At 68.6% G+C, this 14779-nt stretch carries 16 protein-coding genes; 10 read left to right on the top strand and 6 right to left on the bottom strand.

The window, feature by feature from the left end:
• Window positions 1-542: 542 nt before the first annotated feature.
• The gene (locus KEC56_RS09120) at window positions 543-1202 is read right to left on the bottom strand and encodes a hypothetical protein (protein ID WP_227530691.1); all 660 of its coding nucleotides are present in this window, start codon (window positions 1200-1202) and stop codon (window positions 543-545) included.
• Window positions 1199-1774, bottom strand: a complete 576-nt coding sequence (locus KEC56_RS09115) for a helix-turn-helix domain-containing protein (protein WP_227530690.1) — start codon at window positions 1772-1774, stop codon at window positions 1199-1201. Before KEC56_RS09115 ends, KEC56_RS09120 begins: the two co-directional genes overlap by 4 nt.
• A 308-nt stretch (window positions 1775-2082) precedes the next feature.
• On the opposite strand from KEC56_RS09115, the gene KEC56_RS09110 reads away from it, so the two are divergent.
• The 5 genes from KEC56_RS09110 to KEC56_RS09090 are packed head-to-tail and all read left to right on the top strand — an operon-like array spanning window position 2083 to window position 5208.
• The gene (locus tag KEC56_RS09110; RefSeq protein ID WP_227530689.1) at window positions 2083-2250 is read left to right on the top strand and encodes a hypothetical protein; all 168 of its coding nucleotides are present in this window, start codon (window positions 2083-2085) and stop codon (window positions 2248-2250) included.
• Between the two features lie 31 nt (window positions 2251-2281).
• Window positions 2282-3514 carry a serine/threonine-protein kinase gene (locus tag KEC56_RS09105; protein ID WP_227530688.1) on the top strand — a complete coding sequence of 411 codons (1233 nt, stop codon included), beginning with the start codon at window positions 2282-2284 and terminating at the stop codon, window positions 3512-3514.
• On the top strand, window positions 3511-3984 hold the full coding sequence (locus KEC56_RS09100; protein ID WP_227530687.1) for a hypothetical protein: 474 nt from the start codon (window positions 3511-3513) through the stop codon (window positions 3982-3984). Before KEC56_RS09105 ends, KEC56_RS09100 begins: the two co-directional genes overlap by 4 nt.
• A gap of 1 nt (window position 3985) precedes the next feature.
• Window positions 3986-4402, top strand: coding sequence for a phosphatase PAP2 family protein (locus tag KEC56_RS09095; protein ID WP_227530686.1), 417 nt, complete (start codon window positions 3986-3988; stop codon window positions 4400-4402).
• Window positions 4399-5208 carry a DUF1206 domain-containing protein gene (locus tag KEC56_RS09090; protein WP_227530685.1) on the top strand — a complete coding sequence of 270 codons (810 nt, stop codon included), beginning with the start codon at window positions 4399-4401 and terminating at the stop codon, window positions 5206-5208. Before KEC56_RS09095 ends, KEC56_RS09090 begins: the two co-directional genes overlap by 4 nt.
• Window positions 5209-5218: 10 nt before the next feature.
• Here KEC56_RS09090 and KEC56_RS09085 read toward each other — a convergent pair whose 3' ends face one another.
• Window positions 5219-7414: a heavy metal translocating P-type ATPase gene (locus KEC56_RS09085; RefSeq protein WP_227530684.1), complete on the bottom strand. Its 2196-nt coding sequence runs from the start codon at window positions 7412-7414 to the stop codon at window positions 5219-5221.
• A gap of 45 nt (window positions 7415-7459) precedes the next feature.
• Window positions 7460-7669, bottom strand: coding sequence for a heavy-metal-associated domain-containing protein (locus tag KEC56_RS09080; protein WP_227530727.1), 210 nt, complete (start codon window positions 7667-7669; stop codon window positions 7460-7462).
• Between the two features lie 115 nt (window positions 7670-7784).
• Between KEC56_RS09080 and rraA the strand changes: the two genes are divergently transcribed.
• Window positions 7785-8252 (top strand): ribonuclease E activity regulator RraA, encoded by a 468-nt coding sequence (rraA, locus tag KEC56_RS09075; RefSeq protein ID WP_175989040.1) that lies wholly within the window; start codon window positions 7785-7787, stop codon window positions 8250-8252.
• A gap of 21 nt (window positions 8253-8273) precedes the next feature.
• Here the strand turns inward: rraA and KEC56_RS09070 are convergent, their stop codons facing one another.
• Both KEC56_RS09070 and truA read right to left on the bottom strand, forming a co-directional pair.
• Window positions 8274-8942 carry an endonuclease/exonuclease/phosphatase family protein gene (locus tag KEC56_RS09070; RefSeq protein WP_175989038.1) on the bottom strand — a complete coding sequence of 223 codons (669 nt, stop codon included), beginning with the start codon at window positions 8940-8942 and terminating at the stop codon, window positions 8274-8276.
• A 55-nt stretch (window positions 8943-8997) separates the two neighbouring features.
• Window positions 8998-9840: a tRNA pseudouridine(38-40) synthase TruA gene (gene truA, locus KEC56_RS09065; RefSeq protein ID WP_175989036.1), complete on the bottom strand. Its 843-nt coding sequence runs from the start codon at window positions 9838-9840 to the stop codon at window positions 8998-9000.
• A gap of 22 nt (window positions 9841-9862) precedes the next feature.
• Here truA and KEC56_RS09060 point away from each other — a divergent pair, with 22 nt between their 5' ends.
• From KEC56_RS09060 to glmM, 4 genes are all read left to right on the top strand, one after another.
• Window positions 9863-11779: an acyltransferase family protein gene (locus tag KEC56_RS09060; RefSeq protein WP_227530683.1), complete on the top strand. Its 1917-nt coding sequence runs from the start codon at window positions 9863-9865 to the stop codon at window positions 11777-11779.
• Between the two features lie 194 nt (window positions 11780-11973).
• Window positions 11974-12420: a 50S ribosomal protein L13 gene (rplM, locus tag KEC56_RS09055; RefSeq protein WP_175989006.1), complete on the top strand. Its 447-nt coding sequence runs from the start codon at window positions 11974-11976 to the stop codon at window positions 12418-12420.
• Between the two features lie 26 nt (window positions 12421-12446).
• Window positions 12447-12923: a 30S ribosomal protein S9 gene (gene rpsI, locus KEC56_RS09050; RefSeq protein WP_227530682.1), complete on the top strand. Its 477-nt coding sequence runs from the start codon at window positions 12447-12449 to the stop codon at window positions 12921-12923.
• 8 nt (window positions 12924-12931) lie between these two features.
• On the top strand, window positions 12932-14290 hold the full coding sequence (gene glmM / locus KEC56_RS09045) for a phosphoglucosamine mutase (RefSeq protein WP_227530681.1): 1359 nt from the start codon (window positions 12932-12934) through the stop codon (window positions 14288-14290).
• Window positions 14291-14779 lie beyond the last annotated feature (489 nt).

Here is a 14779-nt window from a genome sequence, read left to right as displayed (position 1 = left end):
CCTCACTCTCGTTGCCGACAACGGAAACGAGGTGAATACCGACACCGTCCTCGAGCTCAGCGCCTAACCGACACCAACAACAGAAGGATCACCGACCGCTACACCACTTCCTGGGGCTTGACCGTGTCGAGTTTGATGCGGTCGTCCGAGGGCGCGAGAGCACGCCGTAGGTGAACAACAAAGGCTGTGTGAGGAGGCTCGCTCGCAGCTGCCAGCACGTACAAAAGGGGTTCGCTTGTGGACTTGGCCTGATCGCTGCCCGAACTCGACGCGTAGGCATGTGATCCGCGTGGCTCGCCGGGCGTCACCGCCCGACCGTACCTGAGCGGGACGCCCGCCGGGCGTCACCGCCCGACCGTACCTGAGCGGGACGCTAGCGACCTATGACGGCGTCAAGGGCGCTCGGGGCTCCCGAATAGTCACCGTCTCGGAATTGTGGACGCTCTCACTGCGCAGAACCTATCGCGAGCGAACGTAAGAACGCCGAGTTCGTGGCTCGTTGCACGTGTCCTAGGCTGTGACTGGAGGCGGTCCGGGCAGGTTCAACTGAAGTTGGGCAGCGGAGGTTCTGCGGTGCTGTCGCGGTTTACGGCGAGGATGCTCTCGACGAGTCGTTCGGTCTTCGGCGAGAACTCGTCGCCGGGATAGAACTCTCCATAGAGTGACTCGGCGTCATCAAGAGAGGTGATGCCGAGGCGGTCGAGGAGGTCGGCGATGTCTTCCGCCTCGCGGGCGCCACGTCGTGCCGCGGCGTACAGCTTCATCGCAAGCAGCGTCTCGTTGGTAGCCGCTTGGATCGTGATCGTCGCGTCCTGGTAGAGGGTGACCCATTCGGCGGGGCGACCGAACCCGCTGGGTAGGAACTGCGCGGCGTCGTCGTTCAGCCAATCGGCTGGCCAGTGCCTGCGTTCGGCGACGGTCTGTGCGGCCCGTTTGATCTCGGCTTTCGGGGAGAGCGTGGCGTCGATGTCGCGGGTCAGGCGTCGGTTCGCGTTGACGGTGAGAACGATGGCCGCGCCGCCGACGAGTTGCAGAGTGCCGGTGATGCCGCGATCGCGGAGTGTGTCGGCGACCTCCTTGATCCCGTCGATGATGTCATCGCGGGCCAGGAACGGAGTCATGTTCGCTTCGGGTGTGGCGCGCACGAGCTTCTCGAACTGGCCGCGGGACTTCGAATGACCCGTGTCGTCGGGGAGGGTCATACGCTCTCCAGCTCACCAGCGGAGATCGCGACGCCACGCCGGCGAAAAGGTTCCGGCGCCTCGGAGAGATCTGTGAGGGCGGGCAGGGGGAACGGCGTCCGCTGTGGCTCCCACACGGGCTCACCTGGTGCCGTGTTGTGTTTGGCGGCCCACGGCGGGACCGAACTCTTGGGCAGCCGCAACTCGACGAGGGCGGCGATCGCATCGTCCCATCGATTGCCCAGTCTGCGTGGCTGTTCGACGGTGAGGAGGAACTGCTCGTAGGGGTCTGCTCCGGCGAGGTCGTCGGCGAGCTGGAGGAAGGCGCGGTATGCGGTGGCGGGTTCTGCGCCAGCGTAGGTCGCAATCGTTTCCGCGGCGTCTGCGGCGGTGAGCCGATCGACCCGGGGGATGACCGCGACCCGGACGCCGAGTGTTTCCGCGATCCGCTCCACGGTCCCAGACGTGGGCTCGCGCCGGCCGCTCTCGATGTTGGAGAGGCTGGATGCGCCGACACCGGCCGCGGTGGCGGTGTGGCGCAGGCTGACGCCGGAGTTCAAGCGTGCGCGCCGGAGGCTCGTGGCAATGCTCATCGATGATCCCCTTCCTGCCAATGTTGCCGGATACGACAACAGCCTACCTCGTGTCGGCCCGGCGGGACCCGTCGGGGTAATTGCTCGAGTCGGGCCTGCCGGCGGTTCTCGAACTCGTCCGTTTTGTGTCCGGAAATCCGTTTTGTGTCCGTGTATATACTCGTGGGAACCAGTAGCAACCGTTGCTGAGTGCTTAGAAAACAGTGGTATCGAGGGGAACCGGCGCCCTGCGCCATTGACGTGAGGTCGCGGGTTCAAGCCCCGCTCCTGCTACAGACCAGGACCCCCGGATTTCCGGGGGTTTCTGCGTGGCCAGATTTCGCTTCGAGCAGGTGGAGACGACTCTCGCCGTCACCACCGAGTACGCCGACTTCTCTGAGTTCTGGGAGAACCTGCTCACCGGGACGGGCTCCGCCGCGGCATTCGCCGTTCCGGCACCGACGTCCCGAGGTCCGCACGTATCCTTGTTCGGATGACCGTGTCAGCGATCTTCGAGGAGGGGTGGGGATGACGGCGGAACGCGACGTCTCGCATGCCGGTGACCTCACAGGGCGACTGCTGGGCGATCGGTACGAGTTCGCCCGTCGGCTCGGCGAGGGCGGAATGGGTGTCGTCTATCAGGCGCACGACACCCAGCTCGGCCGCACTGTCGCCGTGAAGGTGTTCCGCGATGGCGCCACGGATGTCGAGCGCACGACATCCGAGACCCAGCTCCTCGCCAGCCTCAACCACCCCGCCCTCGTCACTCTCTACGACGCCCATATCGGAGGCGAGCCCCGCTATCTCGTGATGGAGTACGTCGACGGGCCGACCCTGCAGGCACGTCTGCACACCGGACCGCTGTCGCATAAGACGGCCGTACGCATAGCGCGCGACCTCGCCGAAGGGCTGCACGCGGTGCACTCGGCCGGCATCGTGCACCGCGACGTCAAGCCCGGCAACGTGCTGCTGCGTGCGTCGAGCGTGCCCGGCGAGGAGTTCCACGCCAAGCTCGCCGACTTCGGGATCGCCCACCTCATAGACACCACGCGCCTCACGACGCCGGGCACGATCATCGGCTCCGCCGCGTACCTGAGCCCCGAGCAGGTCACCGGTGCCGCCCCGCAACCGGCATCCGACATCTACGCGCTCGGGCTCGTCATGCTCGAAGCCCTCACCGGCGAGCGGGCGTTCGCACACGACGGGCTGCGGGAGGCCATCGTCGCGCGGCTGGCTCAAGATCCCGTCATCCCGTCATCCGTCGGCGGCGAGTGGGCGGCCCTTCTCCTTGCGATGACCGCGCGCGAGCCCGCGGATCGTCCCAGCGCCATCGATGTCGTGCTGCGGGTCGGCGAGCTGGCGCCCGTGCCTGCAGTCTCCACGGATCCGGAGGCGACGGTCGCGCACCCGGCGGCAGCCATGCAGGGTACAGCATCCGCGGTCGCCGCCGTGGGGGATTTCCAGACGGGCTCGACCCGTGCAATGGATGCTGACGCCGAAACCGCAGCGCTCGAACCGACGCTCGCGCAGACCGCCGTCCTTGAGCCGCAGCAGGCGCCAGGGCGGCGTCGCCGGCGGCCGCAATGGCTTCGACCTCCTGTGATCGCCGCGATCTCCGGTGCCGCCGTGATCCTGCTGATCGGCGCGGTCGCGCTCTGGAACGCACCGAAGGACGAACCGTCGACGCGACCCGTGCTTCCCGCGCTCGAGGAGCCGCTCGCCGCTCATATGCAACAGCTGCTGGATGCGGTGTCTCCGTGAGCGGCCGCGTGCGCACGGCCGTTGCTGCCGCGATCATCGCGGTCGGTCTGATGATCACCGGGTGCTCGACCGGTGGGGCCGGTCTCGACGCGCAGACCAGCGAGGGGTGGCAGGCCCGCGTGGTCGCCATCGCCCAGGCGGCGGATGCCGCCGACCGCACCGCCGCGATGGCGGAGCTCGACGCGCTCGAAGCGGAGGCTGTTCAGGCGCGCAAGGACGGGCAGATCAGCGCCGAGCGGGCTGTGATCATCCAGCAGTCGATCGGCCTGGTTCGCGCGGATCTCGAGGCGGCATCCGCCGTCCCCGAGGACGACACGGCGATCACCGAGACGGTCGCCCCCACGGAGCAGACCACCTCGAACGATGACGACGAGGACAACAACGGCAAGAAGAACGACAACGCCAACAAGGACAACAGCGGCAACAAGGGCAACAAGAACAACAACGGCAACGAGAAGGACGACGACTGAGATGGGCTCCTCCCGGGTCTCGACCTCACGCGGCCGCGTCGTCGGCCTCGTCGCGGGGATCGCCGGTCGCGAGCGGCCGGAGACCTCGCTCGCCGAGAGCATCCCGACCTCGTTCCCTTCGGGGCACACAGCGGTCGCCACGACCGTCTCCCTCACACTGTGCCTCGTGCCGCGGCGCTCGCACGTGTGGCGCTGGTACGCCTGGGCGCCGGCCGCCGGGTGGATCGTCGCGATGATGTGGAGCCGCACCTCCCTGCGCGCCCACTGGCTCTCTGACGTGGTCGGCGGGCTGCTCGAGGGCGTCGCCGTCGCCGCGCTCGTGTGGGTGGCCGTCGAAGTGGTCCGCGATCGGCGCGCCGCCCGTGCAGCCGGCCGGTCCGCCCGTGCATCATCGATCGAAAGGGTGGCGAACCCATGAACACGAACGCATCGGCCGCATCCACCGTCCGCGCGGCGCAGGACTCCACGGCTTTCCGCGTCCTCGCCCGTATCGGCTACGTGGTCCTCGGCCTGCTGCACCTGCTGATCGGGATCATCGCGATTTCGATCGCCACGGGCGGCGGCGGGAAGGCCGACCAGGGTGGCGCCCTGGCGCAGATTCAGAAGTCTCCGTTCGGTGTCGTTCTGCTGTGGGGCATCGTCATCGGGCTCGCAGCGCTCGCCGCCTGGCAGGTCGCGGAGATCTTCCTCGAACGCGACCCCGACAGCCGGAAGAGATGGGCGCATCGGGTGAAGTTCATCGGGACCGCTATCACCTACCTCGCCATCTCAGGCACCGCGCTGGTCTACGCCCTCGGCGGCCGGTCCGACTCATCGGAGTCCTCGCAATCGCTCAGTGCGCGCCTGCTCGCGGTGCCGGCGGGCGTCGCACTGCTCGTCGCGATCGGACTCGTGGTGACAGGGATCGGCATCGCCTTCGTCGTGCGCGGAATCACGCGCGCGTTCGAGGAGGACCTCGATCTTGCCACCGGCGCGGGGCGCACGGGCATCCTGACGCTCGGCGTCGTCGGATACGTCGCCAAGGGGATCGCCGTCGGCGTGACCGGAATCCTTTTCGTCGTCGCGGCGCTCATGCACGACCCCGAAGCTGCCGGAGGTCTGGATGCGGCACTCCGAGCGCTCGCCGGACTCCCGTTCGGCGTCGTCATCCTGTGGGGCGTCGGGGCCGGCCTGATCCTGTACGGGCTGTTCTGCTTCGCCCGCGCCCGCTACGCGCGGATGTGAGGCGCGTCGCCTACTGGAACGCGCGCAGCCGCAGGCTGTTCCCCACTACGAACACGCTGGACAGGGCCATGGCGGCTCCGGCGAGCATCGGGTTCAGCATCCCGAGGGCGGCGACCGGAATGGCGGCGACGTTGTAGGCGAAGGCCCAGAAGAGGTTCGTCTTGATGGTGCCGAGCGTTCGGCGCGACAGGCGGATCGCATCGACTGCGCTGCGCAGGTCGCCGCGGACGAGCGCGATGTCGGATGCCTCGATAGCGACATCCGTGCCGGTTCCCATCGCCATTCCCAGGTCGGACTGCGCCAGCGCCGGGGCGTCGTTGATGCCGTCGCCGACCATCGCGACCACTCGGCCCTCGGACTGCAGGCGCTGCACGACGGCGACCTTGTCCTGAGGCAGCACCTCGGCGATCACCTCGTCGATCCCGACTTCGGCGGCGATGCGACGAGCGGCGGCGGCGTTGTCGCCGGTCAGCAGGATCGGGCGGAGACCGAGTGCGCGCAGACCTCTGATCGCCTCCGCGCTGGTGGGCTTCACGGTGTCGGCGACGACGAGGATGCCGCGGGCTGCGCCGTCCCAGCCTGCGACGACCACGGTCTTGCCCTCGCTCTCGGCCCGCTCCTTCGCGACCGCGACCTCGGGGGAGAGCGCCAGGCCCCAGTCGGCGAGCAGCGACTCGCGGCCGACGACGATGCTGTGGCCGTCTGCGACGCCCTGCACGCCCTTGCCCTCGACGTTCGTGAAGTCGGTGACGGCCGGGAGTCGAGTGGACGCCGCGGCGATCGCTTTCGCGATCGGATGCTCGGACGCGTGCTCGACCGCTCCGGCCAGTCGCACGAGCTCCGCGGCATCCACGCCGTCCTCGGTGATCACGCCTGCGAGGGCCATGCGACCGGATGTGACCGTGCCCGTCTTGTCGAGGACGACCGTGTCGACCTTGCGCGTGGACTCGAGGACCTCGGGCCCCTTGATGAGAATGCCCAGCTGTGCGCCACGGCCGGTGCCGACCAGCAGGGCGGTGGGCGTCGCGAGCCCGAGCGCGCACGGGCACGCGATCACGAGCACGGCGACGGCGGCGGTGAAGGCCGCGGACAACCCGAATCCCGCGACGATCCAGCCGACGAGAGCCGCGAGCGCGACCACGAGGACGATTGGGACGAAGACGCCCGAGATGCGGTCCGCCAGGCGCTGCACCTCGGCCTTGCCGGTCTGCGCGTCCTCCACCAGCTGCGCCATCTGCGCGAGCTGAGTGTCCGCGCCGATCCTCGTCGCGCGCACGATCAGGCGGCCGCTGGCGTTCACGGTCGCGCCGGTGACGGCATCCCCCTCGCCGACCTCGACGGGGACGGACTCACCTGTGAGCATCGAGGCGTCGACGGCCGAATGCCCCTCGATGACGACGCCGTCGGTGGCGATCTTCTCGCCGGGACGCACGACGAACGCGTCGCCGACTCGCAGCTGCTCGATCGGGATCAGCGCTTCGACGCCGTCGCGCACCACCGACACGTCCTTCGCGCCGAGCTCGAGGAGAGCACGCAGCGCCGACCCCGCCTGACGCTTGGCCCGCTTCTCGAAGTACCGCCCCGCCAGGATGAACATCGTCACTCCGGCCGCGACCTCGAGGTAGATGTTCGACGCCCCGTCGGAGCGCGACAGGGTGAACTCGAACGGGTGGGTCATGCCCGGCATCCCGGCGGTTCCGAAGAACAGCGCGTACAGCGACCAGCCGAAAGCGGCGATCGTGCCCATCGAGATCAGGGTGTCCATGGTCGCCGCGCCGTGACGGAGGTTCGTCCACGCGGCGCGGTGGAACGGCCAGCCGCCCCACACGATCACCGGCGCGGCCAGGGCGAGCGACGCCCACTGCCAGTACGTGAACTGCAGCGGCGGGATCATCGCCATGAGGATCACCGGCACCGCGAGGGCGATCGAGATGAACAGCCGCTGGCGGAGTGAGCGCAGTTCGGGGTCGTCGGCCTCGTCCGTCGCATCCGGCTGCGTGGCGGGCAGCTGCGCGGAGTACCCGGCCTTCTCGACCTCGTCGATGAGCAGCGCCGTGTCGAAGCCGGCGGGCGCGGTGACCCTCGCCTTCTCGGTGGCGTAGTTGACCGTCGCCTCGATGCCGTCGAGCTTGTTCAGCTTGCGCTCGATGCGCGTCGCGCACGAGGCGCAGGTCATGCCGCCGATCTCGAGTTCGACGCTGCTCATGGTGCTGCTTTCCGGTCGGGGCTCTGGGGGTGCGGGTACGGCGGGTCAGGCGCGGACGGCGGAGTATCCGGCCTCGTCGACAGCCGCGAGGACCGCTGCGTCATCGAGCGGAGCGGATGCCGTCACGACGAGCCTGCCGGTCTGCGCGCTGACCTCGATCTGGTCGACGCCGGCGATCTGGCCGACCTCTTCGCGCACGGACATCTCGCAGTGGCCGCAGGTCATGCCGGTCACCTGGTACTCAGCGGTGCTCATGGACTCAGTGGTGCTCATGGGAAGACTTCCTTTCGTTCGTCGACCACAACTATAGTACCCCCTGGGGGTATTTCCGTCGACGGTTGCCGAAGCGGCGCCGTGCAAGGATGGCCACATGACCCAAGCCACCGCAGACCTCTACGACGAGTTCGGCGACGACCTCCAGTCGGTGCCGATGCAGTTCCGCGACTTCGGGGGCCGGACGGCGTTCCAGGGGCCGATCCGCACGATCCGCTGCCTCGAGGACAACGCGCTCGTGAAGTCGACCCTTGCGACGCCGGGCGACGGCGCCGTGCTCGTGATCGACGGCTCAGGATCGCTGAACACCGCGCTCATGGGCGACATGATCGCCGAGTCGGCCGTCGCAAACGGCTGGGCGGGCGTCGTGATCCACGGCGCGATCCGCGACAGTGTCGCCATCGGCGGCCTCGACCTCGGCGTGAAGGCGCTCGGCACGAATCCGCGCAAGAGCGCCAAGCTCGGCGCCGGAGAGGTCGACGTCGACCTCGAGTTCGGGGGAGTGGCCTTCGCGGTGGGCAAGCGCCTGTATGCCGACGAGGACGGGATTCTCGTCGAGCGCTGACGCGACCGCACTCGCCGCCGCTCAGGTGGCGTCGGCGGTGACGAGGATCGGCCGGTGATCGCTCGATCGCTGCGGCAAAGTCTCGATGCGATCGATCGTGAATCCGTCCGACGTCGCGAAGTCGTAGTGCCCCTTGAACACGCGGTACCGCGTGTAGGTGCGCTCGTCGCTGAGCGTCAGTGCGTACCCGTGATCGCGCACGGTCTGCCCGAGGTTCTCCTTGAAGACCGGGTAGTTGTAGTCGCCGACCATGAGAACGGGAAGGCCCGGTCCCATCATCTCGAGCTCGGTCAGTGCCGCACGGATCTGCGTGCGGCGCAGCGAGTTCAGCGCGGTCAGCGGTGCGGCGTGGAACGACGCGACGATGAGCTCTCTGCCGTTGTCGATGTCCTGCAGCCGCACACCGAGAACGCGCTCGTGGGCGGGCTTGAGCATCATGTCGTGCAGCGACTTCTTCAGCCCGATCGTGCGGATGTCCTGCAGGCGGAACAGGTTCGTCCGGTAGTAGAGCGCAAGACCGAGGCGATTGCCCTGGGTGGCGTCGGCGAGCGTCAGGCCGCCGATCTCGTCGGGGAGGGCGGAGACGTCGCACTCCTGCAGGCACAGCAGATCGGGCTCGTGCTGCTCGACGAGCTCCTCGAGCTCTGTGGCGGCTCGATGCTTGCGCAGGTTGTAGGAGATGACCTTCATCATCGCCACGCTACTGCGCCCACCTGAGCCTGTGGTGTCGATTCTGTGAACTCGTCTACTCGGAGTCCCGCCGCGCCCGCGTCTGCTCGGCGCGCGCGGCGAGCAGGTCGTGGGCGGGGTACCCGACCTCGGTGAGCGTGAGGCCGCGCGCGGCTAGCACCTTGAACTCGCTCGTGCGCTGCAGGGCGTCGCGCAGAACGACGAGATCGCCCTCGCCGAGACGTCCTTCGCCGACGGCCGCGCACGCCCCGACCAGCGCGCGGACCATGCTGTGGCAGAACGCATCGGCCTTGACCTCGGCGACCAGGACGCCGTCGGCATCCCGGGTCCACCGGTAGTCCAGGAGCGTGCGGATCGTCGTCGCCTCCTCGCGAGCCTTGCAGTACGCGGCGAAGTCGTGCAGGCCGATGAGGGAGCGTGCGGCGGCATCCATGGCCTGAACGTCCAGCGAGCCGCGGATGCTCGTGGTGTCGAGGCGCCGTGCCGGATCGAACCCGGCCGCATCGTCAGCCAGTCGGTACCGGTAGCGTCGCCAGACCGCGGAGAAGCGCGCGTCGAAGCCCTGCGGTGCAAGCGACGATCGATGCACCGTGGCATCCGGGTACGCGCCGAGGACTCCGCGCATGCGGGCGGCGATCGATCCTGCGGGGTCCGTGGCGGCTCGCCCGTGTCGCGCCTCGACGCGAGCCCACTGCGCCTCATCGAGATCGACGTGCGCGACCTGGCCGGCGGCGTGCACCCCGGCATCCGTCCGCCCGGCGACGACGAACTGCACATCCGATCCGACGATCCGTGCGAGAGCCGCCTCGAGCGTGCCCTGAACCGTCCTCAAGCCGGGCTGCTTCGCCCACCCGCGGAAGTTCGTGCCGTCGTAGGCGATGTCCAAGCGGATTCTCACGTGCCCAGCCTAAACTGGAGCTTTGACTTCGCCCGGCTGCGAGCCGCGGCGCGACTTCCGAGACATGCAGAACCAGACGACACCGACACGATTCGCGGGCCTCGACGGCCTGCGCGCGGTTGCCGTGACCCTGGTGGTCGCCTACCACCTGTTCCCCGGACTGCCGCTCGTCGGCGGATTCGTCGGCGTCGACGTCTTCTTCGTGATCAGCGGGTTCCTCATCACCTCGCTGCTGCTCCGCCCGTCCCGGCTCGGGCGGCTGGGCTCGCCGCGCCGGCTCGTCGACTTCTGGAGGCGGCGCGCGCGCCGGCTGCTGCCCGCACTCGCCGTGGTGGTCACGGTGTGCGCGACGGCCGCATGGATGCTCGGCGGCGATCTGCTTGTCGGCATGGGGCGCCAGGTGCTGGGTGCTGCGACCTTCAGCTACAACTGGCTGGCCGTCGCAGACGGCACCGACTACTTCGCCGCGACGGCGCCCGAGCTGTTCCGCAACTTCTGGTCGCTCGCGGTGGAGGAGCAGTTCTACGTCGTGTGGCCGCTGCTGCTGCCGCTCGTGCTGCTGATCCCCGGGCGCTGGGCGCGCGTCGCACTCGTGCTCGTCGCCGGCGGCGGCTCGGCGTGGTGGATGGCACAGCTCGTCGCAGGAGGCGAGGTCACGCGCGCGTACTTCGGCACGGACGCGCACGCGTTCGGGCTGCTGATCGGCATCGCGCTGGCGCTGGCCACCGCGAATATGCCGGAGCGGGCATGGATGAGCTCGCGCCCGGCGCGTGCGGGCTCGCTGCTCATCGGACTGCTGGGGCTCGGCGCTATCGTCGCAGCCGCGCTGATGCCGGAGAGTCAGGATGCCGGGACGTTCCCCGGCACGCTCCTGCTGGCCGGCGGCGGGTCGGCGCTCGCGATCTTCGCCGGTGTGCTGCCGGGGTCGTGGTTCGGCCGTGCGCTCGACGTGCAGCCGCTGAAGTGGGTCGGCGATCGCTCGTACGGCATCTACCTGTGGCACTGGCCCGTGCTCGTCCTGACGCTCATCGCCACGCAGGGCTTCGGACCCGAGGCGGGTGTTCCGGTGTGGGCGGGAGTGACGGCGCTCGTACTGTCGGTGGGCGCGGCGGCGGTGTCGTACCGGTTCGTGGAGACGCCGTTCCGCCGTTACGGGTTCCGGCACGCGCTGCGCGGGCTCGGCCGCCGGATCGCCGGCGGGCCGGTGAGCCGGTTCGTCGGCGTCGGTGCTCTGGTGGTCGCGCTCGTCGGGGTCGGCGGTACGACCGCCGCGATCGTGAACGCGCCGCACACGACCACCGCAGCGGCGGCGATCGGGCGCGGAGAGGATGCGCTGAAGTCGGCCGAGACCCCCGCGCCTGGGCCCGCTCCGGAGAAGATCGCGGTCCCCGAGGGCGGGGAGATCACCGCGGTCGGCGACTCGGTCATGCTCGCATCCGCGCCGTCATTGCTCGAGGAGTTCCCTGGGATCGAGGTCGATGCCGAGGTGTCGCGTTCGGTGTGGGCGGGCCCCGAGATCCTCCAGCACCTGGAGGACGCGGGAGCGCTTCGGCAGAACGTCGTCGTCGCGCTCGGCACGAACGGACCCGTCGACGACGATGTGCTCGAGCAGATGTCGCGGATCGCCGGACCCGACCGCAACCTCATCCTCGTCAACGCGCATGCGCCGCGCGACTGGATCCCCGGCGTGAACGCCGAGCTCGAGACCTTCGCCGCACGGCACCGGCACGTCTGGGTGGCGGACTGGTCGGGAGACATCGCGCCTCACGAGGACCTGCTCGCCGGCGACGGCATCCATCCCGGCAAGGCCGGAGGAGACGTGTTCGCGCGGTCAGTAGAGATCGCGCTCGAGCAGATCGAGAAGGACCGCATCCGCGCCGAGAAGGACTTCGACAAGGCACCGACCGGTCGCGCGCCGCGCATTCCGTTCCCGGAGTAGGGAGCAGGCCGGGCGGACGATTGGCGCAGGCGGGCTGGATGCCGTAAGCTATCGCTTTGGTGCCGACTGCGTGCACCGCGAACGTGAGCCCTCCACTGGCGTGTTCCGCTTCGACAGCTCAGCGAGTCTCGAAGAGAACCACCCCGGAGTGGGATTCACGAACCTCTCCGTTCGATCAAGAAAGCAGCACTATTGTGACGCGCACATACACCCCGAAGACCGGGCAGGTCCAGCGTGACTGGGTCGTCATCGACGCCACTGACGTCGTTCTCGGCCGTCTGGCCTCGCACGCCGCAGCGCTCCTGCGCGGCAAGCACAAGCCGACCTTCGCCAACCACGTCGACACCGGCGACTTCGTCGTCATCGTCAACGCTGACAAGGTCGCCCTGACCGGCCAGAAGCTCCAGAAGAAGATGGCCTACCGCCACTCGGGCTACCCGGGCGGCCTCACCGCGACGAGCTACTCCGAGCTCCTCGAGAAGAACCCGGTCCGCGCTGTCGAGAAGGCCGTCCGCGGCATGCTCCCCAAGAACAGCCTGGGCCGTCAGCAGCTGTCGAAGCTCAAGGTCTACACGGGTGCCGAGCACCCGCACGCCGCGCAGCAGCCGACGCCGTACACCCTCGACCAGGTCGCCCAGTAAGCGCCGCAACGACTAAGGACATACTCGTGGCTGACATCGAAACCACTCCCCAGAACTACTCGACCTCCACCCCGGAGAGCGCAGCGACCGAGACGGCTCCCCGTCCGGTGCTGAACGTCTCCGGCGCTGCCGTCGGTCGCCGCAAGCAGGCCATCGCCCGCGTGCGCGTCATCCCCGGCTCGGGCACCATCACGGTCAACGGCCGTACGCTCGAGGACTACTTCCCGAACAAGCTGCACCAGCAGCTGATCAACGACCCGTTCAAGGTGCTGAACCTCGAGGGCGCGTACGACGTGATCGCGCGCATCTCGGGTGGTGGCGACTCGGGCCAGGCCGGTGCTCTGCGCCTCGGCATCGCCCGTGCCCTCAACGGCATCGACGTCGAGAACAACCGCCCGACCCTGAAGAAGGCCGGCTTCCTCTCTCGCGACGCTCGCGTCATCGAGCGCAAGAAGGCCGGTCTCAAGAAGGCCCGCAAGGCGCCTCAGTACTCGAAGCGCTGATCCCGCGGATGCCGCTCTTCGGCACGGACGGCGTGCGAGGACTTGCCAACGGCATCCTCACCGCCGATCTCGCGCTCTCCCTGGCCCAGGCGACTGCTGTCGTCCTGGGCCAGGGTCGCACTGCGGAGGCGCGCAAGGCGCAGGGCAAGCGACTTTCGGCCGTCGTCGCCCGCGACCCGCGCGTCTCCGGTGAGTTCCTCGTGGCCGCCGTCTCCGCCGGCCTCGCCGCATCCGGCGTCGACGTGCTCGACGCGGGTGTCATCCCGACCCCGGCTCTAGCGTTCCTCGTCGGCGACCACGACGCCGACTTCGGCGTGATGGTCTCGGCGTCGCACAACCCCGCGCCCGACAACGGGATCAAGATCTTCGCCCGCGGCGGTGTGAAGCTCCCCGACGTCGTCGAGGAGCGCATCGAGGCCGCGATGGCGGGGGAGAAGCTGCTCCCCACCGGCTCCGGCGTCGGGCGCATCGAGCGCTTCTCCGATGCCGAGGACCGTTACAAGCTCCATCTGCTCGGCTCGCTGCCGAACGGGCTCGACGGCATCCATGTCGTCCTCGACTGCGCGCACGGCGCAGCATCCGGGGTATCGCCCGAGACCTTCAAGGACGCCGGCGCGACCGTCACGGTGATCGGCGCCGACCCCGACGGACTCAACATCAACGACGGCGTCGGCTCCACCCACCTGGGCAACCTCGCCGAGGCTGTCGTCCGCCTGGGCGCGGATGTCGGCATTGCTCATGACGGCGACGCCGACCGCTGCCTCGCCGTGGATGCCGAGGGGAACATCATTGACGGCGACCAGATCATGGCGATCCTCGCGGTGGCCATGAAGGAGCGCGGTCACCTCGTCGAGGACACGCTCGTCGCCACGGTCATGAGCAACCTCGGCCTGCATCGTGCCATGGCGGAGCACGGGATCACCGTGCGGCAGACGGCGGTCGGCGACCGCTACGTGCTCGAGGACATGAATGCTAACGGCTTCGCCCTGGGCGGCGAGCAATCGGGCCACGTCATCATGAGCGAGTTCGCGACGACGGGCGACGGCGTCCTCACCGGACTTCACCTGGTCGCCGAGATGGCGCACAGGAAGAAGTCGCTCGCAGAGCTCGCCGCCGTCATGACCGTGTACCCGCAGGTGCTCGTCAATGTGCGCGGCGTCGACAAGGACCGCGTCGCGGACGACGCGGTCGTGCAGGATGCCGTCGCCGCTGTCGAGCGCGAGCTCGGAGACTCCGGTCGGGTCCTGTTGCGCAAGTCCGGGACCGAGCCGCTCGTCCGTGTCATGGTCGAAGCGGCGGATGCGGAATCCGCTCAGGCGTACGCCGACAGGCTCGCCGGCGTGGTCAAGGAGCGGCTCGCGCTTTAATCCGCGCTGATCGGGGAGAAAAGCGAGTCGTATACCAAGCGGAGCGCTCGCCCCGATAGGCCAAGGTCACGGAAATGTAACGAGTCTTTCTCGTGATCTTGTTGGTGTCCGGGCGCGCGAATACGCTTACCGCGCTTGCACCGAACGTAATCCGAACCTCGGGCAAGCGGGGACGGAATGAGGCGGGGCCTTTCCTGGGGAGGCACCGAGCGCATTCCTGAACCATCAGGGTTTTGGGGACCCCTGGGGGAGGAAAAGACGTGGGTTTGTTGGCTTCGCGCAAGGCGCGCGTCGTCGCGGTCAGCCTGCTGGCCGGACGTTGAGGAGAACAGGGTCGCGACAGCGGCAGTTTTCGTCAGCACCAGCGGTCGAGGAGGAGCATCACCGGGGAGAGCAGCGTATGACGTTGCGGGATCCTCCCGGCGATCGAGGTGCCTCCAGCCAGCGACTCGCGATCTCGGGCTGGTTCTCATCTCGGTGTATGCGCCG

The sequence above is a fragment of the Microbacterium tenebrionis genome (assembly GCF_020682665.1).
GTDB lineage: Bacteria > Actinomycetota > Actinomycetes > Actinomycetales > Microbacteriaceae > Microbacterium > Microbacterium tenebrionis.
This window is presented reverse-complemented; position numbering and strand designations above follow the sequence as displayed.

Excerpts from the sequence above, each read along its gene's own strand:
- rraA (WP_175989040.1), top strand. The coding sequence starts at position 7,785 with ATGACCCAAGCCACCGCAGACCTCTACGACGAGTTCGGCGACGACCTC.
- KEC56_RS09085 (WP_227530684.1), bottom strand. The coding sequence starts at position 7,414 with ATGAGCAGCGTCGAACTCGAGATCGGCGGCATGACCTGCGCCTCGTGC.
- KEC56_RS09095 (WP_227530686.1), top strand. The coding sequence starts at position 3,986 with ATGGGCTCCTCCCGGGTCTCGACCTCACGCGGCCGCGTCGTCGGCCTC.
- KEC56_RS09090 (WP_227530685.1), top strand. The coding sequence starts at position 4,399 with ATGAACACGAACGCATCGGCCGCATCCACCGTCCGCGCGGCGCAGGAC.
- glmM (WP_227530681.1), top strand. The coding sequence starts at position 12,932 with ATGCCGCTCTTCGGCACGGACGGCGTGCGAGGACTTGCCAACGGCATC.
- KEC56_RS09120 (WP_227530691.1), bottom strand. The coding sequence starts at position 1,202 with ATGACCCTCCCCGACGACACGGGTCATTCGAAGTCCCGCGGCCAGTTC.
- KEC56_RS09115 (WP_227530690.1), bottom strand. The coding sequence starts at position 1,774 with ATGAGCATTGCCACGAGCCTCCGGCGCGCACGCTTGAACTCCGGCGTC.
- KEC56_RS09080 (WP_227530727.1), bottom strand. The coding sequence starts at position 7,669 with ATGAGCACCGCTGAGTACCAGGTGACCGGCATGACCTGCGGCCACTGC.
- KEC56_RS09070 (WP_175989038.1), bottom strand. The coding sequence starts at position 8,942 with ATGAAGGTCATCTCCTACAACCTGCGCAAGCATCGAGCCGCCACAGAG.
- KEC56_RS09105 (WP_227530688.1), top strand. The coding sequence starts at position 2,282 with ATGACGGCGGAACGCGACGTCTCGCATGCCGGTGACCTCACAGGGCGA.